General features: G+C 34.0%; 16 protein-coding genes. 10 read left to right on the top strand and 6 right to left on the bottom strand.

Features of this window, described 5'->3' with window-relative positions:
• Window positions 1-67 precede the first annotated feature (67 nt).
• The gene (ytxJ, locus tag ACFX5F_RS05660) at window positions 68-457 is read right to left on the bottom strand and encodes a bacillithiol system redox-active protein YtxJ (RefSeq protein WP_379850742.1); all 390 of its coding nucleotides are present in this window, start codon (window positions 455-457) and stop codon (window positions 68-70) included.
• 143 nt (window positions 458-600) lie between these two features.
• Between ytxJ and clpB the strand changes: the two genes are divergently transcribed.
• Window positions 601-3,207, top strand: coding sequence for an ATP-dependent chaperone ClpB (clpB, locus tag ACFX5F_RS05655; RefSeq protein WP_379850740.1), 2,607 nt, complete (start codon window positions 601-603; stop codon window positions 3,205-3,207).
• Between the two features lie 145 nt (window positions 3,208-3,352).
• On the opposite strand, the gene ACFX5F_RS05650 is transcribed toward clpB, so the two are convergent.
• A complete protein-coding gene (locus ACFX5F_RS05650; protein WP_379850738.1) occupies window positions 3,353-3,820 on the bottom strand; it encodes an OsmC family protein in 468 nt (155 codons plus the stop codon).
• Window positions 3,821-4,018: 198 nt separating this feature from the next.
• On the opposite strand from ACFX5F_RS05650, the gene ACFX5F_RS05645 reads away from it, so the two are divergent.
• The gene (locus ACFX5F_RS05645; protein ID WP_379850736.1) at window positions 4,019-4,888 is read left to right on the top strand and encodes a DUF808 domain-containing protein; all 870 of its coding nucleotides are present in this window, start codon (window positions 4,019-4,021) and stop codon (window positions 4,886-4,888) included.
• A 437-nt stretch (window positions 4,889-5,325) separates the two neighbouring features.
• Window positions 5,326-6,621 carry a serine hydrolase domain-containing protein gene (locus tag ACFX5F_RS05640; protein ID WP_379850734.1) on the top strand — a complete coding sequence of 432 codons (1,296 nt, stop codon included), beginning with the start codon at window positions 5,326-5,328 and terminating at the stop codon, window positions 6,619-6,621.
• A gap of 46 nt (window positions 6,622-6,667) precedes the next feature.
• On the opposite strand, the gene ACFX5F_RS05635 is transcribed toward ACFX5F_RS05640, so the two are convergent.
• The gene (locus ACFX5F_RS05635) at window positions 6,668-6,949 is read right to left on the bottom strand and encodes a hypothetical protein (RefSeq protein WP_379850732.1); all 282 of its coding nucleotides are present in this window, start codon (window positions 6,947-6,949) and stop codon (window positions 6,668-6,670) included.
• Window positions 6,950-7,210: 261 nt separating this feature from the next.
• On the opposite strand from ACFX5F_RS05635, the gene ACFX5F_RS05630 reads away from it, so the two are divergent.
• Window positions 7,211-8,098 carry a carbon-nitrogen hydrolase gene (locus tag ACFX5F_RS05630; protein ID WP_379850730.1) on the top strand — a complete coding sequence of 296 codons (888 nt, stop codon included), beginning with the start codon at window positions 7,211-7,213 and terminating at the stop codon, window positions 8,096-8,098.
• A gap of 2 nt (window positions 8,099-8,100) precedes the next feature.
• On the top strand, window positions 8,101-9,144 hold the full coding sequence (locus ACFX5F_RS05625) for an agmatine deiminase family protein (protein ID WP_379850728.1): 1,044 nt from the start codon (window positions 8,101-8,103) through the stop codon (window positions 9,142-9,144).
• Window positions 9,145-9,226: 82 nt separating this feature from the next.
• Here ACFX5F_RS05625 and ACFX5F_RS05620 read toward each other — a convergent pair whose 3' ends face one another.
• A complete protein-coding gene (locus ACFX5F_RS05620) occupies window positions 9,227-11,479 on the bottom strand; it encodes a M1 family metallopeptidase (protein WP_379850726.1) in 2,253 nt (750 codons plus the stop codon).
• A gap of 308 nt (window positions 11,480-11,787) precedes the next feature.
• Here ACFX5F_RS05620 and ACFX5F_RS05615 point away from each other — a divergent pair, with 308 nt between their 5' ends.
• The 3 genes from ACFX5F_RS05615 (at window position 11,788) to ACFX5F_RS05605 (ending at window position 13,900) form a co-directional block, all read left to right on the top strand.
• The gene (locus ACFX5F_RS05615; protein ID WP_379850724.1) at window positions 11,788-12,639 is read left to right on the top strand and encodes an aldose 1-epimerase family protein; all 852 of its coding nucleotides are present in this window, start codon (window positions 11,788-11,790) and stop codon (window positions 12,637-12,639) included.
• A gap of 24 nt (window positions 12,640-12,663) precedes the next feature.
• On the top strand, window positions 12,664-13,212 hold the full coding sequence (locus ACFX5F_RS05610) for a GNAT family N-acetyltransferase (protein WP_073206278.1): 549 nt from the start codon (window positions 12,664-12,666) through the stop codon (window positions 13,210-13,212).
• A 136-nt stretch (window positions 13,213-13,348) separates the two neighbouring features.
• Window positions 13,349-13,900, top strand: coding sequence for a DUF3575 domain-containing protein (locus tag ACFX5F_RS05605; protein WP_073206281.1), 552 nt, complete (start codon window positions 13,349-13,351; stop codon window positions 13,898-13,900).
• 7 nt (window positions 13,901-13,907) lie between these two features.
• On the opposite strand, the gene ACFX5F_RS05600 is transcribed toward ACFX5F_RS05605, so the two are convergent.
• Complete coding sequence (locus ACFX5F_RS05600; RefSeq protein ID WP_073206284.1) at window positions 13,908-14,138, bottom strand: VF530 family protein; 231 nt, start codon at window positions 14,136-14,138, stop codon at window positions 13,908-13,910.
• A 69-nt stretch (window positions 14,139-14,207) separates the two neighbouring features.
• Here ACFX5F_RS05600 and smpB point away from each other — a divergent pair, with 69 nt between their 5' ends.
• Entirely contained in the window at window positions 14,208-14,660 is a 453-nt protein-coding gene (gene smpB / locus ACFX5F_RS05595; RefSeq protein WP_073206287.1) for an SsrA-binding protein SmpB, read from the top strand.
• A gap of 89 nt (window positions 14,661-14,749) precedes the next feature.
• A complete protein-coding gene (locus ACFX5F_RS05590) occupies window positions 14,750-15,799 on the top strand; it encodes a Fic family protein (protein WP_379850721.1) in 1,050 nt (349 codons plus the stop codon).
• Window positions 15,800-15,838: 39 nt separating this feature from the next.
• Here ACFX5F_RS05590 and ACFX5F_RS05585 read toward each other — a convergent pair whose 3' ends face one another.
• The gene (locus tag ACFX5F_RS05585) at window positions 15,839-16,480 is read right to left on the bottom strand and encodes a protein-L-isoaspartate(D-aspartate) O-methyltransferase (RefSeq protein ID WP_379850719.1); all 642 of its coding nucleotides are present in this window, start codon (window positions 16,478-16,480) and stop codon (window positions 15,839-15,841) included.
• Window positions 16,481-16,534 lie beyond the last annotated feature (54 nt).

The raw sequence follows: 16,534 nt of genomic DNA, 5'->3' as shown, positions 1-16,534 counted from the left end.
TACAAAAAAAATCCATTCGCTTCAACGAATGGATTTTTTTATATTTCAAATTTAAATCTGTTGGTTTTTAAACTCTTTTATCTAATTCTTCTGTATCTATATCGCTGTGTGAAACATTATAAATGGCTTTTCCTTCTTTAACTAATATTAATTGTGGGGATTGATGAGTCACTCCAAAACGACTTGCAATTTCATTAGAAATAGCTCTATATTCTATTAAATCTAAAAAATAAGGTGTAACTTTATCTGAGCTATTAAACTCATTTTCAAACTGTTTCAGCGCCATCCTACTTACACTGCATCGGGTACTGTGTTTAAAAATCGCCACAGGCTTTTCATTCGACATAGCTATAATTTCGTTAAGTTGCCCTAAATCGGTTAGTTCATTCCAAGTGATTTTTTTTTCATTTAAATCTTTGTCATCTGAACTGTTAAAAACATTTTTAAAAAAACTCATAATTGTCCTGTTTTAAGACATTTTGACTTTGATACATGATAAAAATCATGAAATTTCTGTCAATTTGTCGCTAATATTGTATTGGAATATATATTGAATATTGATTCGCAAAGTTAGGTAAATAACATAAACAATATAAAGTCATGAACATAAATAAATTCACCATCAAATCACAGGAGGCCATTCAGCTTTCACAGCAATTGGTTCAAACTTTAGGCCAGCAGCAAATTGAAAACGAACATATTTTCAAGGCAATTTTTGAAGTCGATGAAAATGTAGCTCCTTTTATTTTGAAAAAATTAAATGTAAATGTTCCGCTATTTCTTCAAATATTAGACAGCACGATTCAGAGTTTCCCGAAAGTTTCCGGTGGCGAAATAATGCTTTCCAGAACCGCTAACACAACTTTGAACGAAGCAGAAATTATTGCACAAAAAATGAACGATGAATTCGTTTCCGTGGAGCATCTGATTTTGGCGATTTTTGATTCAAAAACTAAGGCTGCCCAAATCCTAAAAGACCAAGGCGTAACCGGAAAAGGATTGAAAGCCGCAATAGAAGAATTGCGAAAAGGAGAAAGAGTAACATCTGCCTCTGCCGAAGAAACCTATAATTCATTAAATAAATATGCCAAAAATCTTAACGAACTTGCCAGGTCTGGAAAACTGGATCCGGTTATTGGTCGTGACGAGGAAATTCGTAGGGTATTGCAGATTTTAACCCGAAGAACTAAAAACAACCCAATGCTCGTGGGAGAACCTGGAGTGGGGAAAACTGCTATCGCTGAAGGTTTAGCACATAGAATCGTAGATGGAGACGTTCCTGAAAACCTAAAAGATAAAATTGTTTATTCTCTTGATATGGGAGCATTAATTGCCGGTGCCAAATACAAAGGAGAATTTGAAGAGCGCTTGAAATCCGTGGTGAAAGAAGTTACTTCTGCCGAAGGTGATATTGTTTTATTCATTGATGAAATCCATACTTTAGTGGGTGCCGGAGGTGGCGAAGGCGCTATGGATGCGGCTAACATTCTGAAACCTGCCTTAGCTCGTGGAGAACTTCGTGCTATTGGTGCGACAACATTAGACGAATATCAAAAATACTTTGAGAAAGACAAAGCACTTGAAAGACGTTTCCAAAAAATAATGATCGAAGAACCGAATACGGAAAGCGCCATTTCGATTTTACGTGGTATCAAGGAAAAATACGAAACACACCATAAAGTTCAGATAAAAGATGATGCTATTATTGCAGCTGTCGAATTATCACAACGCTATATTACCAATCGTTTTCTTCCAGATAAAGCCATTGATTTAATGGATGAGGCAGCTTCAAAAATACGCATGGAAATCAATTCAAAACCAGAAGAACTCGATGTCTTGGATCGAAAAGTAATGCAATTGGAAATCGAAATTGAAGCCATTAAAAGAGAAAAGGACGAAAGCAAACTCAAAGTTTTAGGAATGGATTTGGCTAATCTCAAAGAAGAAAGAAACGAAATCTACGCCAAATGGAAATCAGAGAAAGATGTAGTTGATAACATTCAAGCAGTAAAAACAGAAATTGAAGATTTCAAACACGAAGCCGAGCGTGCCGAACGTGATGGTGATTACGGCAAAGTAGCTGAAATTCGTTACGGTAAAATCAAAGAAGCCCAGGAACGATTGGATGCATTTCAAAAACAATTGGCCCAAGATCAGACTGGAGGAACTTCCCTTATAAAAGAAGAAGTTACCCGTGAAGACATTGCCGAAGTCGTGGCCAAATGGACCGGAATCCCAGTAATGAAAATGCTTCAGGGCGAACGAGAAAAACTACTGAAACTGGAAGATGAATTGCATCAAAGAGTCGTAGGACAGGAAGAAGCCATTCAGGCCGTGAGTGATGCGGTTAGAAGAAGCCGTGCCGGACTTCAGGATATGAAAAAACCAGTGGGAACATTCCTTTTCCTCGGAACTACGGGAGTCGGCAAAACCGAATTGGCAAAAGCCTTAGCAGAATATTTATTTGACGATGAAAATGCAATGACTCGTATTGATATGAGCGAATACCAGGAGCGACACAGCGTAAGCCGCTTAGTGGGTGCGCCTCCTGGATATGTGGGTTATGAAGAAGGCGGACAATTGACAGAAGCCGTTCGTAGAAAACCGTATTCCGTAATTTTATTGGATGAAATTGAAAAAGCGCATCCTGATACGTTTAATATCTTGCTTCAAGTTTTGGATGAAGGACGTTTGACAGATAACAAAGGCCGTTTAGCCGATTTTAAAAACACGATTATCATCATGACTTCTAATATGGGAAGCCAGATTATTCAAGAGAAATTTGACAACTTAAATGGAAGCGTAGAAGCCGCAACCGAAGCTGCAAAAGTGGAAGTTCTTGGACTATTGAAACAAACGGTGCGTCCGGAATTCATAAATCGTATTGATGAGATTGTAATGTTTACGCCGTTAACCAATGAAAACATTACAAAAATCGTTGGTTTACAACTGAAAAGCGTGACAAAAATGCTAGCGCTCCAAGGCATCACTATGGACGCCACTCCAGAAGCTGTCGCCTATTTAGCTGAGAAAGGATATGATCCGCAATTTGGAGCCAGACCGGTAAAACGTGTCATTCAAAGAGATGTACTCAATGAATTGTCCAAAGAAATTCTATCTGGAAAAATAACTACAGACAGCATTGTTCTAATCGATGCATTTGATGGAAAATTAGTTTTTAGAAATCAAAGCGAATTAGTTTCTTAAGAATCGAGAATATTTAAACTTATGAAAACACTGGTCGAAAGGCTGGTGTTTTTTTATGCCATCTCATTTTTTTAGGAACAAACCGGCTGATTTAATTGCTATTCATAATTAGTATCCCAAAAAAAAGTAAAAATGCGTTCCAACTTTAATTTGCGGCCGCAATTTCACAAGTTGGAAAATGCAGAATGGGAAAATTACACGAATTGGCTATAAAACAAAGTTGGTTTGCTTTTTTATGCAAGCTAAGTGCCTCCTCTACTTTTTCTTTATTACTAATACGAACTTTAGGATTGAGTTTAATTTCAATAAAACGTCCGCTACCGTCGGCCAAGACCTCCAGAGTTGCCTCTGCTTCGTCTGTATAAGACACCACATCGATGCCATTTTGTTTACAAACATATAAGTAAGACATCATGTGACAGGAAACCACACTGCTCAATAACAGGTCTTCAGGATTGTACAAAGCAGGATCTCCTTTGAAAGCTTTAGCAGCCGAAACATGTAGAGCAGCCTTACCGTCAATAGTTATGGTATGACTTTTAGTATATGTCGTCGCTTCCTTTTTGGAAAAAAGCCAATCTAATTTGGCTTTAAATACATGTTTGAATCCCATAATTATTTTTATTTCAAAAGTAAATAAAAACAGCACCAATAATGTAGAAAGATTTTGTGTGAATATTAACTAAAAATTCACCCATTAAATAAATAGAGTAAATAAAAAAAGTTTTAGCTTCGCAGGAATTAACAAAACACGCAGCTTAAATTTTGGTAAAGCAATACCAAAATCAACGCAGTTTAAAAAACAATCAAAATGGCATCAGGTTTTTTCGCACTATTAGATGATATCGCAGCAATCATGGATGATGTTGCAGTAATGAGTAAAATTGCAGCCAAAAAAACGGCAGGTATTTTAGGCGATGATTTAGCCGTAAATGCCGAAAAAGCTTCCGGATTTATTTCGTCAAGAGAACTTCCTGTATTGTGGGCAATTGCAAAAGGTTCTTTCCTTAATAAAGTAATCATTTTACCCATCGCCTTTCTGTTGAGTGCTTTTTTACCGATTGCTGTTATAATAATCTTAGTGCTAGGCGGACTTTATTTAGCCTACGAAGGTGCCGAAAAAATATACGAATACTTCTTTCCGCACGAGCATGCAAAGCACGAAATTTTAATGGAACCGATGACCGAAGAACAAATATTAGCTTTTGAAAAGGGAAAAATAAAATCAGCCATCGTAACCGATTTTATTTTATCAGTAGAGATTGTAATTATTGCACTGGGCACCGTAATTGGGAAACCCATTTTATCACAAATTCTTGTTGTTTCCATCATTGCAATAATAGCAACGGTAGGCGTTTACGGGATTGTAGCCCTAATTGTAAGAATGGATGAAGCAGGTTTAAAACTTATTCAACTGAGTTCCAAAGAAAAAAGTTTTACAAAAACGATCGGTACTATTCTGGTACAAGCACTGCCAAAAGTCATCAAAAGTCTATCCGCTATAGGCACTATCGCCTTAATCTTAGTAGCAGGTGGTATATTTGTGCATAACATTGATTTTTTACATGATGTATTACCGCAGTTACCTTCCATTGTAACCGAATTTATAATCGGACTTATAATCGGTGGAATTGTTTTGGGAATTGTAACCCTGTTCAAAAAGATCATTGGCAAAAAGTAAGCAGCAATTCAATACACTTTAGTCGTATACATAATTTAAAAACAAGGAGAACATCAGTCGAAAGGCTGGTGTTTTTTTATGCCTTTTTTTAGGAGCAGAACTATTCTAATTTTTCAACACGAGTTGTCCCGCTGTCCGCTATATCTTTTTATAAACGCAACCCTATCGGGCTACATTTATAAAAAGGATACTTGCTCCCATCGGGGCTATTTTAGACTTTTTATTTTCCTAAAATCAAAAGAAAAAGACAAAAATAACAAATCCTACTTTTAGTGAAATAAATTGTCACACACTTTTCAAAAATAGCCAAAGAATAAAAAGTTCTTCGATGATTTGTAATAAAAATATTATTTCTATATTGGTTTGTAATTAAAATCATCTAAAAAAGGGTAGATAGAAGCACTTTTTTGCCACAATGTAATACATTTTAAAAAGACGTGAACGAAATCAAAAAAATATTACCGAAATACTCCAATGCTGAAATTGAAAAATTTGACAATGAAGATAAATTTATGGATGCCTATGTTATACTTCTAAAACAGTCTATTGAATTAATTTATAGAATTGTTGGATTAGAATACGGTGACATTGATGGTGTACCAAAAAATATCCATAGACTATTTAAAACCAACAAAATAAACCAACAAAACAAACCAACAAAATATAAAAAAATAATGCTTCTCCTTGCCTATTTTACTGTTTGCAATATAACTTATTCTCAAGCTGAAAAAGTTGATGTTGCGATAAAAGACCTGATGCAAAAAAATAGAATTGTTGGTTTGCAATTAGCCATAATTAAAGATAATGTGATTGTTAAAACAAGTCATTACGGATTAGTATCTGTTGAAGATTCAATTGCGGTTGATAGCCAAACTATTTTTAGCATTAATTCTATTACTAAAGTATTTACAGGAGTTGCGATTATGCAATTAGTCGAAAATGGCAAATTAAATCTTGACGAACCTATTTCAAAATATTTGGATAAGCTGCCTAAAACTTGGCAAAATATTACCGTAAAACAAATAGTAACTCATCAATCGGGACTTCCTGAAATTTGGGATTCACAAGGAAATATGTTCTCCGAAAATAGTGAAACTTTATTCCAAAAAATAAAAGAATTGCCTCTTATTTTTAAACCTGGAAAAGAATTCAGAGACAGTCAAGCGAATTACCTGCTCCTTGGAATGCTTATTGAAAAAATAAGTGGACAGTCATTTGAAAAATTCATTACAGAAAACCAGTATAGAAAAGCGGGAATGAAGAATTCCATCAAAGCTGGGATTGGAGATTTTTACAACATAATTAAGCACTCTGCAAAGCCCTATTCTTATTTTAGAAATAATGTTCTAACCAATGTGTATCAACCGATACCTTCAAATTTGTATCCAGCCGGCGGAATCTATTCAACGGCAACTGAAATGGCAAAATGGGTAATCGCATTACAAAGTAATCAATTAATTAATGCCGAAAATCTTAATACGCTTTGGACTCCAATACGATTAGGTAATGGAGAAATATATCAAAAAAACGGTTTTCTGAATCAAAGTTCGATTGGTTTTTATTCTTCTTCAAGAGTTAAAAAACCAGTAATTGCTTCGTTAGGTGGTAATAGAAATGCCCTGTACATTTATCCAAAAGATAATGTTTCAATAGTGATTTTGACAAATTTAGTGGGTTCTCGTCCCGAAAATTTCATTGAAGAAATAGCAAACTTATACCTAACAGAGGAATAATAACCTGTAAAAAAAAATGACTTTTCCTTCACAGGCAATTAGGACACTAAAACAACTTATAGATTCTGTGAATTGGAATCATCACACCTTGCTTTAGCATCACATTTTTGTCTGTAACACCCCAAACTGTAGTGTCTACCATTTTTTTGGATTCGGTATCTTCAAATAAAATTTTAATTTTTGAATGCTCTAAATTACCCAATGATAAAGCCCTATTGATTTCACTTATTCTAGTTTTTATTTCGTCAACATCGTCAAGAACATCTGTTTGTGGGAATTTAAGAAGAGCGATGTCTTCTTTATCGATTATTTTGAATTCTTCTGTCATAGTTGTAAAAATTAAATTAATTGTAAATTACATTATAACAACAAAGCAAAAACTTAACCAGTTTTATCAACTATAAAATAAGATACAAAAATAAAACCTCCTAATTTTTTTAATGCCAATTTTATATTAATTTTTTCTCTAGCTTAATTCGTGAAAATTCAATACAATAAACCTACAGACAATTTAAAACCTAAAAAACGCGTTGCCCCTATTTTCTACTCTTTATAAAATTCACTATTTTTGCAGTCTAAAATTTTAGTCATGCCAAATAAGAAATATAAAATAGCGGTCATTCAACTGAATCTTAATGATATTGCCGAAAACAACCTGAAAAAATGTATCAGTTGGGTTCGTGATGCCGCCAACCTTGGTGCCGAAGTTATTTCATTACCGGAATTACACAGCAGTCATTATTTTTGTCAAAGTGAAGATGTAGATAATTTTGCTTTGGCAGAACCATTGTACAGCACTTCGTTTATTGCTTTTAGCGCTTTGGCAAAAGAGTTAGGCGTGGTAATTATTGTTCCTTTCTTCGAAAAAAGAATGGCAGGAATTTACCATAACAGCGCTTATATAATTGACACGGATGGTTCAGAAGCTGGATTGTATCGTAAAATGCACATTCCGGACGATCCTCATTTTTATGAAAAATTCTATTTCACCCCTGGTGATTTGGGTTTCAAAACGATTCCGACTCAAAAAGGAAAAATTGGGACACTAATTTGTTGGGATCAATGGTATCCTGAAGCAGCTCGTTTGACGGCTTTACAAGGTGCTGAAGTGTTGTTTTACCCAACAGCAATTGGCTGGCATCCAGCAGAAAAAGACGAATATGGTGTAAACCAACATGGCGCTTGGATGAGTGTTATGAAGGGACATGCGGTTGCAAATGGCGTATATGTTGCTGCAGCAAATAGAATCGGTTTAGAACAATACTTGCCTGATACGGCAGGAATCCAGTTTTGGGGATCTTCGTTTATCGCGGGACCACAAGGCGAAATTTTGGCGCAAGCCTCACACGACAAAGAAGAAATTCTGATTGCCGAAGTAGATTTAGATTTACAGGAAAATGTACGTCAAAATTGGCCGTTTTTCAGAGACAGAAGAATTGACGCTTTTGGTGATATTACAAAAAGAGCAATCGACTAATTATGAGTACGACCAACAATAGAAGATTTCCTGCTGAGTGGGAAAAACAACAAGGTATTTTACTTTGTTTTCCACATAACGGTAAGGATTGGCCAGGAAAATACGAGGCCGTTCAATGGGCTTTTGTAGAATTCATCAAAAAAGTAGCCACTTTCGAGCCCGTATTTTTAGTGGTTGCCAATGAAACCCAAAAAGAGAAAGTCAATGCCATGCTGGAAACAGCTGATGTTGAACTAGCAAATATTTCTTATATCATTCATAAAACCAATAGAAGTTGGATGCGTGATTCGGGTCCAATTATCGTTAAAAACGGTGCCGAAAGAGAAGCTTTGAACTTTAATTTTAATGGTTGGGCGAAATATAAAAACATTCAATTAGATAAATTTGTTCCTGCGAAAGTGGGCGAATTTCTAAATATTCCCGTTACTCAAGTACTATACAAAGGAAAACCGGTAATTGTAGAAGGTGGAGCCATTGACAGCAACGGAAGAGGAACTTTACTGACTTCGGAAGAATGTTTGATGCATCCTGATATTCAGGTTCGAAATCCAAATTTCACCAAAGCAGATTACGAAGCGGTTTTCAAGGAATATCTTGGAATTACGAATGTGATTTGGTTAGGCGACGGAATCGAAGGTGATGATACCCATGGACATATCGATGATTTATGCCGATTTGTAAACGAAGATACTATTGTGACTATTGTAGAAACAGATCCAACGGATAATAACTACAAACCATTACAAGACAATTTAAAACGCTTGCAAAATGCCAAACTGGAAAACGGAAAATCTCCTGTAATTGTTGCTTTGCCAATGCCAAAACGGTTGGAATTTGACGGTTTAAGATTGCCTGCCAGTTATGCCAATTTTTTGATTTTGAACAATTGTGTTTTGGTTCCTACTTTTAGCGACAGTAATGACAGAAAAGCTTTAAACATCCTTTCAGAATGTTTTCCCGATAGAGAAATCATCGGCATTAGCGCTACTGATTTCATATGGGGCTTTGGAACATTACATTGTTTGAGTCAACAAATTCCAGAATAAAAATAAAGCATTTAGATTAAATATAAAGCATAAAAAAACGCCAACTTCACAGTTGGCGTTTTTTTAATAGAGTATTCAAAAATTATTTATCTCTTGTGAATAAGAAACTTTGACCGGGTACTTCTAAATTAAACTCAGTTTTATTTTCATTAAACTGAATGGTAAACCCACCCTGATTAGCCGAGAATTTATCCTTTCCAGCAGGCGTAAAAGTTAAATTTGATTGACCTTCAGATTTCCCTGTTAAAGCACCTTTCTCTTCAGAAAAAATAATTTTTACTGGAATTTGTTTACTTGAAAATGTACCTAAGTAAGCATCCAAGATTACATCTTTCTCTAATTCTCCTTTTCCGGCAGTCCAAGTATCATTATCTGAATTTATATCCGGGAATACGTGATTTGGATCCAATGTTACAGATTCGATTTCTTCATTTATAGTAGTTTTGAATGACCAGCTTTTATTGCGTTCCCAAATTTCTACAGGAAGAGTCACTCTAGTAACTTTACCAGATTTAGACTTAATGTCTAAAATAGAAGGAAAAGGCATTTTTTCTAAATTCTCAATAGTAATAACAGCTCCTTTAGTTGGATCATTTTTCACATATTTCACTTTAGAAACTGCTTGATCAAAACGCCAGTTATTAATAATCCAGCCTCTCCAAAACCAGTTTAAATCTTCTCCGGCTACATTTTCCATCGTACGGAAAAAGTCATCTGGTGTTGGATGTTTGAAAGCCCAACGCTCAGTATACGTTCTAAAAGCATAATCAAAACGTTCTTTTCCTAAAATTTGCTCACGCAACATTGTAAGACCTGAGGCTGGTTTGTAATATGCTAAGATACCTAAGTTAGCTTCTTTTAATCCATCTGGAGCAGAAAAAACAGGCTCCAAATCAGGATTTGTCAATCTGTTTGAAGAACGATGCAAATCTGAAGCTGGTTGTTTGTATTCTCCATTATTAAAATCAACTGAACTCAATGAGTTAATAAATGTATTGAATCCTTCGTCCATCCAAGCAAATAATCTTTCGTTTGAACCTACAATCATAGGAAACCAACCGTGACCAAATTCGTGATCTGTTACGCCCCATAAATCGCCTTTTTTAGATTCCCATCCACAAAAAACAATACCAGGATATTCCATTCCGCCTTCGTTACCTGCAACATTTGTAGCTGCTGGATAAGGGAATTCAAACCAACGTTTTGAATAATTTTCAACTGATGTTTTAGTATATTCTGTCGCACGACCATACCCATCCTGACCTTCACTTTCTACTGGATAAGCAGAGATGGCAATAGATTTTTTTCCGCTTGGTAAATTAATTTTGGCAGCATCAATAATAAAAGCAGCAGAAGATGCAAAAGCAACGTCTCTGGAATTTTTAATTTTAAACTTCCAAGTTAATGTAGCTTTTCCGGCTGGTCTAGAGCTTGCATTGGTAACTTCCGCAGCAGTACGAATCATAACCGTTTTGTCACTTGCAGCAGCTTGAGCCCAACGTTTTTGCTGTTCAGCAGTATAAACTTCTGAAGGGTTTTGTAAATCACCTGAACAAACTACAATATGATTTGCAGGTGCTGTAATCGAAACATCAAAATCTCCATATTCTAAATAAAACTCCCCTGCACCTAAATAAGGTAACGTGTTCCATCCTTTTACATCGTCATACACACACATTCTTGGATACCATTGCGCAATAGTAAAAATTTTACCGTTTTTAGTATCTAAAACGCCTGTTCTGTCTGAACCGTATTTTGGAGAAATATAAGAAAAGTCAATTTTTACTTTAATTGAAGTACCATTACCATTTAATTCTTGTGGCAAAATAATTTGCATACGAGTATCAACAATAGTAAATTTCGCTTCCTTTTCAACAGATTTCCCACCTATAGTTGCAATAACTTTGATAGATTTGATTTTATGACCTCCATCAAAATCTTCGCCGTCAGCTCCATTACGACTTCCGCTTACTGGGATAACTGAAATTCCACGAGAATCTTTTTTAAATAAATTTTGGTCAACGTTCATCCAAAGAAAAGCTAATTTGTCAGGGCTGTTATTGGTATAATTTAACGTTTCGGTTCCAATGATTTCACTGGTTTTATCATTTAAATTTGCGGTTAACTGATAATCAGCTCTGTTTTGCCAATACTTTGCTCCGGGCTGGCCACTTGCAGAACGCGTTTCTGTTCCATTTTTAGTATAAAAACCTGGTGCAAATGCATCATGATAGTCGTACTTTGATACGTTTGTTTTCGTGTCCTGAGCCTGTAGCGAGGAAACTCCACAAAATAAAGCTAAACAGAATGTAGCTTTAAAGAAATTGTTTTTCATAATTTGATTGATTTTTTATTTTTTTATTTTTTTGATTACCGATAAGTATAAAAGTGAATCCTTTTGTTACACTCTCTGTTGATATTAATCGAAGATTTATTGCTTCTCGATAACGTGAGAGTTATCTTAGTCAAATTACAATCAAATAAATATTATAATAAAAAAATAAAAAATAACTCATATTATAACAAGAAAAGAGAATTATTGAAAAGCCAATTGCTATTTAATTTAAATAGATTTTACCTGATTTATATTTTTAAACAAATTTTAAAATATATTTACATTTTAAAATTTAAACATAAACGGCTTTGAAAACAGTAATTAAAAATGCCTTTTTAACCGCTACAATAAATAGCTTTGGTGCGGAATTATGTTCGCTGAAAAACAAGGATAATAAAGAATACATCTGGGAAGGAAATCCTGAATTTTGGGGCAAGCACTCTCCTATTTTGTTTCCAATTGTTGGCACGTTAAACAGTAATTCTTATCAATATAACGAAAAAGTATATAATTTATCACGACATGGTTTTGCACGTGATATGGATTTTAAATTAGTCGATCAAAAAGAAAATTCTGTTACTTTCTCGATACATTCATCTGAAGAAACAGTAAAAGTTTATCCGTTTGAATTTGAATTGCAAATCATTTATACTTTAGATAATTATAATTTAAGCATTGAATATAAAGTTATAAACAAGGGCAATTCGAAGATGCCTTTTTCTATTGGGGCTCATCCCGCTTTTGCTTTACCAGGAAATTTTGAAGATCATTCCATTCAATTTGACAAAGAGGAATCTTTAGAGTATTATCTTTTAGAAAATGATTTAATTTCAAATCAAACAAAAAAACTAGAAACACAAGAAGGACAAATTCCGTTGACATATGAATTATTTAAAAATGACGCTTTAATATTTAAAACATTAAACTCAAAGTCACTAACTATTTTAGAAGATAGAAATCCGGTTTTAAGAGTAAACTTCAAAGATTTCCCAAGTTTAGGAATTTGGACCAAAATGAATGCTCCATTTCTTTGCATAGAGCCCTGGTTTGGTTATTCAGATACAAATGAGAATTCAGGAAATCTTTTTGAGAAGGAAGGGATTCAAGTCCTTGAAGAAAAAGCAACTTTCAGATCAGAATTTAGTGTTGAAGTTCTATAAATTATTAAAATAAATTAACAAGATATGTTGACTATAAATTTCACTCCATTTCCCATTTTAGAAACCGAACGATTACTGTTGAGAAGAGTCAACGAGAATGATGTAGACGAAGTTTTCGCTTTGCGTTCTAATCGAGAAACCATGAAATATATTCCAAGACCATTAGTAAAAACGGTTGAAGATGCTTTGGAACACATAGCAATGATTGATACAAAAATTGAAACTAATGAAGGAATCAATTGGGCAATTACATTAAAAGATGATCCGAAGCTAATAGGGATTATAGGTCATTACAGAATTAAACCTGAGCATCACAGAGCGGAAATTGGTTATATGTTGCATCCGGAATACAATGGAAAAGGTATTATTACAGAGGCCGTTCAAGAAGTGGTAAAATATGGTTTTAATGAAATGAAGCTGCATTCTATTGAAGCTGTTATTGACCCTGAAAATCAAGGATCAGAAAAAGTTTTGCAAAAATGCGGTTTTATTAAAGAAGCTCATTTTAAGGAAAATGAATTCTTCGAAGGACGCTTTTTAGATAGTGTTATATATTCTATTTTGAATAAATAGCGCTTTGAATCTTTACTAAATCATTACAGATTATTTATTACAAAAAACCGTATTAATACCTATTTGAAAGAATAATCTTTACATTTGCAACCAAAAAAATGTTACACCATTGAAAAAGCATTATTCAACCTTCATTATGAAAAATTTATTATTAGTTACTATCTTTTTATTTTCTATCCATTCCCAAAGTCAAACCTATGTAAAAGTAAATGCTTTGACTACTTTATTGGGCGTGCCAAATGTAGGTATTGAAACTAGTATTGGAAAAAAATCAACTTTACAATTAGATCTTTTAGCCTCACCTTGGAAATCCGTAGATGGTAAGCCACTTCAATTTTATATTTTTATTCCTGAATATCGTTACCATTTTAAAGAAAAATATAACGGTTTTTATGTAGGAGCACACATAGGAGCAACTGCATTTAATTTCCAAAAATGGAACTATCTAAATACTGACATGTATGAAAAGGGGTTTGGTTACGTTATAGGAGCCACAATTGGATATCAAGCTAAAATAAATGATAAGTTTCTATTAGATTGCTTTTTAGGAGGTGGAAACCAGCAGGGATTTTACCATGGCTATTATTTAAGTACCGGAGAACGCTACGAGACTGCTCAACATTGGAATAAAAGTGGCGAATGGTTACCTTACCGAGGTGGTGTTATGGTTTCCTATCGTATCCAATAAACGGAAACTATTTGGCAAATTTAGACAAAGACTGAACATACAAATCCTCAACTTGTTTTCTTGCCCAATCTGTTTTTCGTAAAAAAGTTAAAGAAGATTTTATACTGGGATTATCTGTAAAACATTTAATTTTGACTAATTCTCCTAATGTATCAAATCCATAATAATCTACTAATTGTTCCAGGATTCTTAGCAGGGTTGTTCCGTGAAGGGGATCTTTTGATTTTAAATTTTCCATTTTGCAAATTTAAGTATTTATATAAAAACAATTGGTGTTTCGTAGATTTGTTTCTACCTTTGTATTCCTATGCTGAAAACAATAAATATCTACAATAAAAGAGCCAAATTCGACTACGAAATAATCGAAACATTTACTGCTGGAATTGTTTTAGCAGGCACTGAAATTAAATCCATTCGATTAGGAAAAGCTAATATTACGGAGAGTTTCTGTGAATTTAGCAATAATGAGCTTTTCGCAATCAATACTTATATTGAAGAATATACTTTTGGTAATCAATTTAACCACAAAGCGAGAAGCGAACGTAAGTTACTTTTGAACAAAAGAGAATTGAAAGGGTTAATTAAAAGTGTTCAAGCAAAAGGACTAACAATTGTTCCTTTGAAATTGTTTACTAATGAAAAAGGAATGGCTAAACTACAAATTGGTCTTTGTAAAGGGAAGAAAACCTATGACAAACGTGAATCCCTAAAAGAACAAGATACTAAAAGAGATCTTGATCGAATCAAAAAAGCATTTTAAATAAAAAATGAAGTTAAAAATAGTTACACTTTTTTATTTATAAAAAAAATGACTAAATTTGTCAAGACAATTTTAAACTCAATCTAAAAATGAAAACACTACTCAAAAATGCAAGAGAACAAAAAGGACTCAAAACCAGAGAAGTGGCTCAACTTTTAGGAATTGATCAAGCCTTAATTAGTAAATTTGAAAGTGGCAACAGAAAACCCACCAGAGAGCAAGTTATAAAACTAGCATCGTTATTGGAAATTGATTTAGAAACAATAATGGTAGCTTGGCTAAAAGAAAAAATTCTTTATGAAATAGGTCAAGACGAATTTGCACTGAAAGCATTACTAGTTGCTGAGGAAGAGATAAGATATCAAAGTAAATCTTCAAAGAAAAAAATATCTACGACGTTACAAAAAATCTTAGATGAAATAGATGCTTTAAAAACGAAATTGGATGGTTTTCGTCAATTCGACAGCTATCGCATCGCTCAGGCATTAGAACTAGAATACACTTTTGAAAGTAACCGTATCGAAGGAAATACGATGACACTTAGAGAAACTGATTTGGTTATCAATGAAGGTTTGACTATTTCAGGAAAAAGTATGCGGGAACATCTTGAAGTGATCAATCATCAGGAAGCGATTGCCTATATCAAAGATTTGATGAAAAAGAACACTTCCATAAATGAACGAGAAGTCTTGTCAATTCACAATCTAATTTTAAGAGGTATCCTACCGGAAGATGCCGGTCGCTATAGAAAAGTGCAAGTGATGATTCAAGGAAGCAGTCATATGCCACCGCAACCGCTACTGATTGCCAAAAAAATGGAAGATTTTTTCATTTGGTACGAATCCAATAAAAACAACCTGCATCCGATCGTTTTAGCTGCCGAAATACACGAGCGTTTGGTCACTATTCATCCATTTATTGATGGAAACGGCAGAACTTCACGTTTAGTCATGAACTTAATTTTATTGCAACATGGCTACATTATAGCCAATATAAAAGGTGATTATGAAAGTAGAATGCAATACTATCAGGCACTAGAAACAGCTCAAACAAAAAATAATAAAGAAGATTTTTTGCTGTTTATCGCTGAAATGGAAAAACAAAGCTTAGAACGTTATTTAAGTATTATTGGTCAATAAAAAACCCGTCTCGTAATTTAAGCGAGACGAGTTTCTGTTTTAATTTTTATCTTCTAATAATGGTACAAATCGAAACTCTCCAAATTCATGTTTCTCAAATTGAGTTTCATTTTTTCTGATTAACAAAGTCATAATTTGCACCTCTTCTCCTAACGGAATAACTAGTCTTCCTCCTACTTTCAGTTGCGCCATCAAAGGCTTCGGAATGAACGGAGCTCCTGCAGTTACGATAATACTATCAAAAGGCGCATAACTTGGTAATCCTTTATAACCGTCACCAAAAGAAAGATGTTTGGGACGAATACTTATTTTTGGAAATAAATTGGATGTTTTTTTAAATAATTCATTTTGTCTTTCCACACTATAAACCTTGGCTCCCATTGTGCACAAAACTGCAGTTTGATAACCTGAACCCGTTCCAATTTCTAATATTTTGTGTTCTTTTTTTACTTCTAATAATTGAGATTGAAAAGCTACGGTGTATGGTTGAGAAATAGTTTGACCAGCACCAATAGGGAATGCCTTGTCCTGATAAGCATAATCCTCAAAACTGGAATCTAAAAATAAGTGTCTTGGGATTTTTTTTATTGCATCCAAAACATTTATATCAGTAATTCCTTTTTGTTCCAAAATGCTTACTAATTGATTTCGAAGTCCTTGATGCTTGGCTTTATCTTTCAAAATTTGATGTTTTATTTTGGTAAAAATAGAAAACAATTTCTAATATTAAATAAG

Source organism: Flavobacterium zhoui (genome assembly GCF_042787235.1).
Lineage (GTDB): Bacteria > Bacteroidota > Bacteroidia > Flavobacteriales > Flavobacteriaceae > Flavobacterium > Flavobacterium zhoui.
This window is presented reverse-complemented; position numbering and strand designations above follow the sequence as displayed.

Bases quoted from the DNA above. Each gene is read 5' to 3' on its own strand.
- ACFX5F_RS05610 (WP_073206278.1), top strand. From the start codon at position 12,664: ATGTTGACTATAAATTTCACTCCATTTCCCATTTTAGAAACCGAACGA.
- ACFX5F_RS05605 (WP_073206281.1), top strand. From the start codon at position 13,349: ATGAAAAATTTATTATTAGTTACTATCTTTTTATTTTCTATCCATTCC.
- ACFX5F_RS05590 (WP_379850721.1), top strand. From the start codon at position 14,750: ATGAAAACACTACTCAAAAATGCAAGAGAACAAAAAGGACTCAAAACC.
- ACFX5F_RS05625 (WP_379850728.1), top strand. From the start codon at position 8,101: ATGAGTACGACCAACAATAGAAGATTTCCTGCTGAGTGGGAAAAACAA.
- ytxJ (WP_379850742.1), bottom strand. From the start codon at position 457: ATGAGTTTTTTTAAAAATGTTTTTAACAGTTCAGATGACAAAGATTTA.
- ACFX5F_RS05645 (WP_379850736.1), top strand. From the start codon at position 4,019: ATGGCATCAGGTTTTTTCGCACTATTAGATGATATCGCAGCAATCATG.
- clpB (WP_379850740.1), top strand. From the start codon at position 601: ATGAACATAAATAAATTCACCATCAAATCACAGGAGGCCATTCAGCTT.
- ACFX5F_RS05650 (WP_379850738.1), bottom strand. From the start codon at position 3,820: ATGGGATTCAAACATGTATTTAAAGCCAAATTAGATTGGCTTTTTTCC.
- ACFX5F_RS05635 (WP_379850732.1), bottom strand. From the start codon at position 6,949: ATGACAGAAGAATTCAAAATAATCGATAAAGAAGACATCGCTCTTCTT.
- ACFX5F_RS05630 (WP_379850730.1), top strand. From the start codon at position 7,211: ATGCCAAATAAGAAATATAAAATAGCGGTCATTCAACTGAATCTTAAT.
- smpB (WP_073206287.1), top strand. From the start codon at position 14,208: ATGCTGAAAACAATAAATATCTACAATAAAAGAGCCAAATTCGACTAC.
- ACFX5F_RS05600 (WP_073206284.1), bottom strand. From the start codon at position 14,138: ATGGAAAATTTAAAATCAAAAGATCCCCTTCACGGAACAACCCTGCTA.
- ACFX5F_RS05620 (WP_379850726.1), bottom strand. From the start codon at position 11,479: ATGAAAAACAATTTCTTTAAAGCTACATTCTGTTTAGCTTTATTTTGT.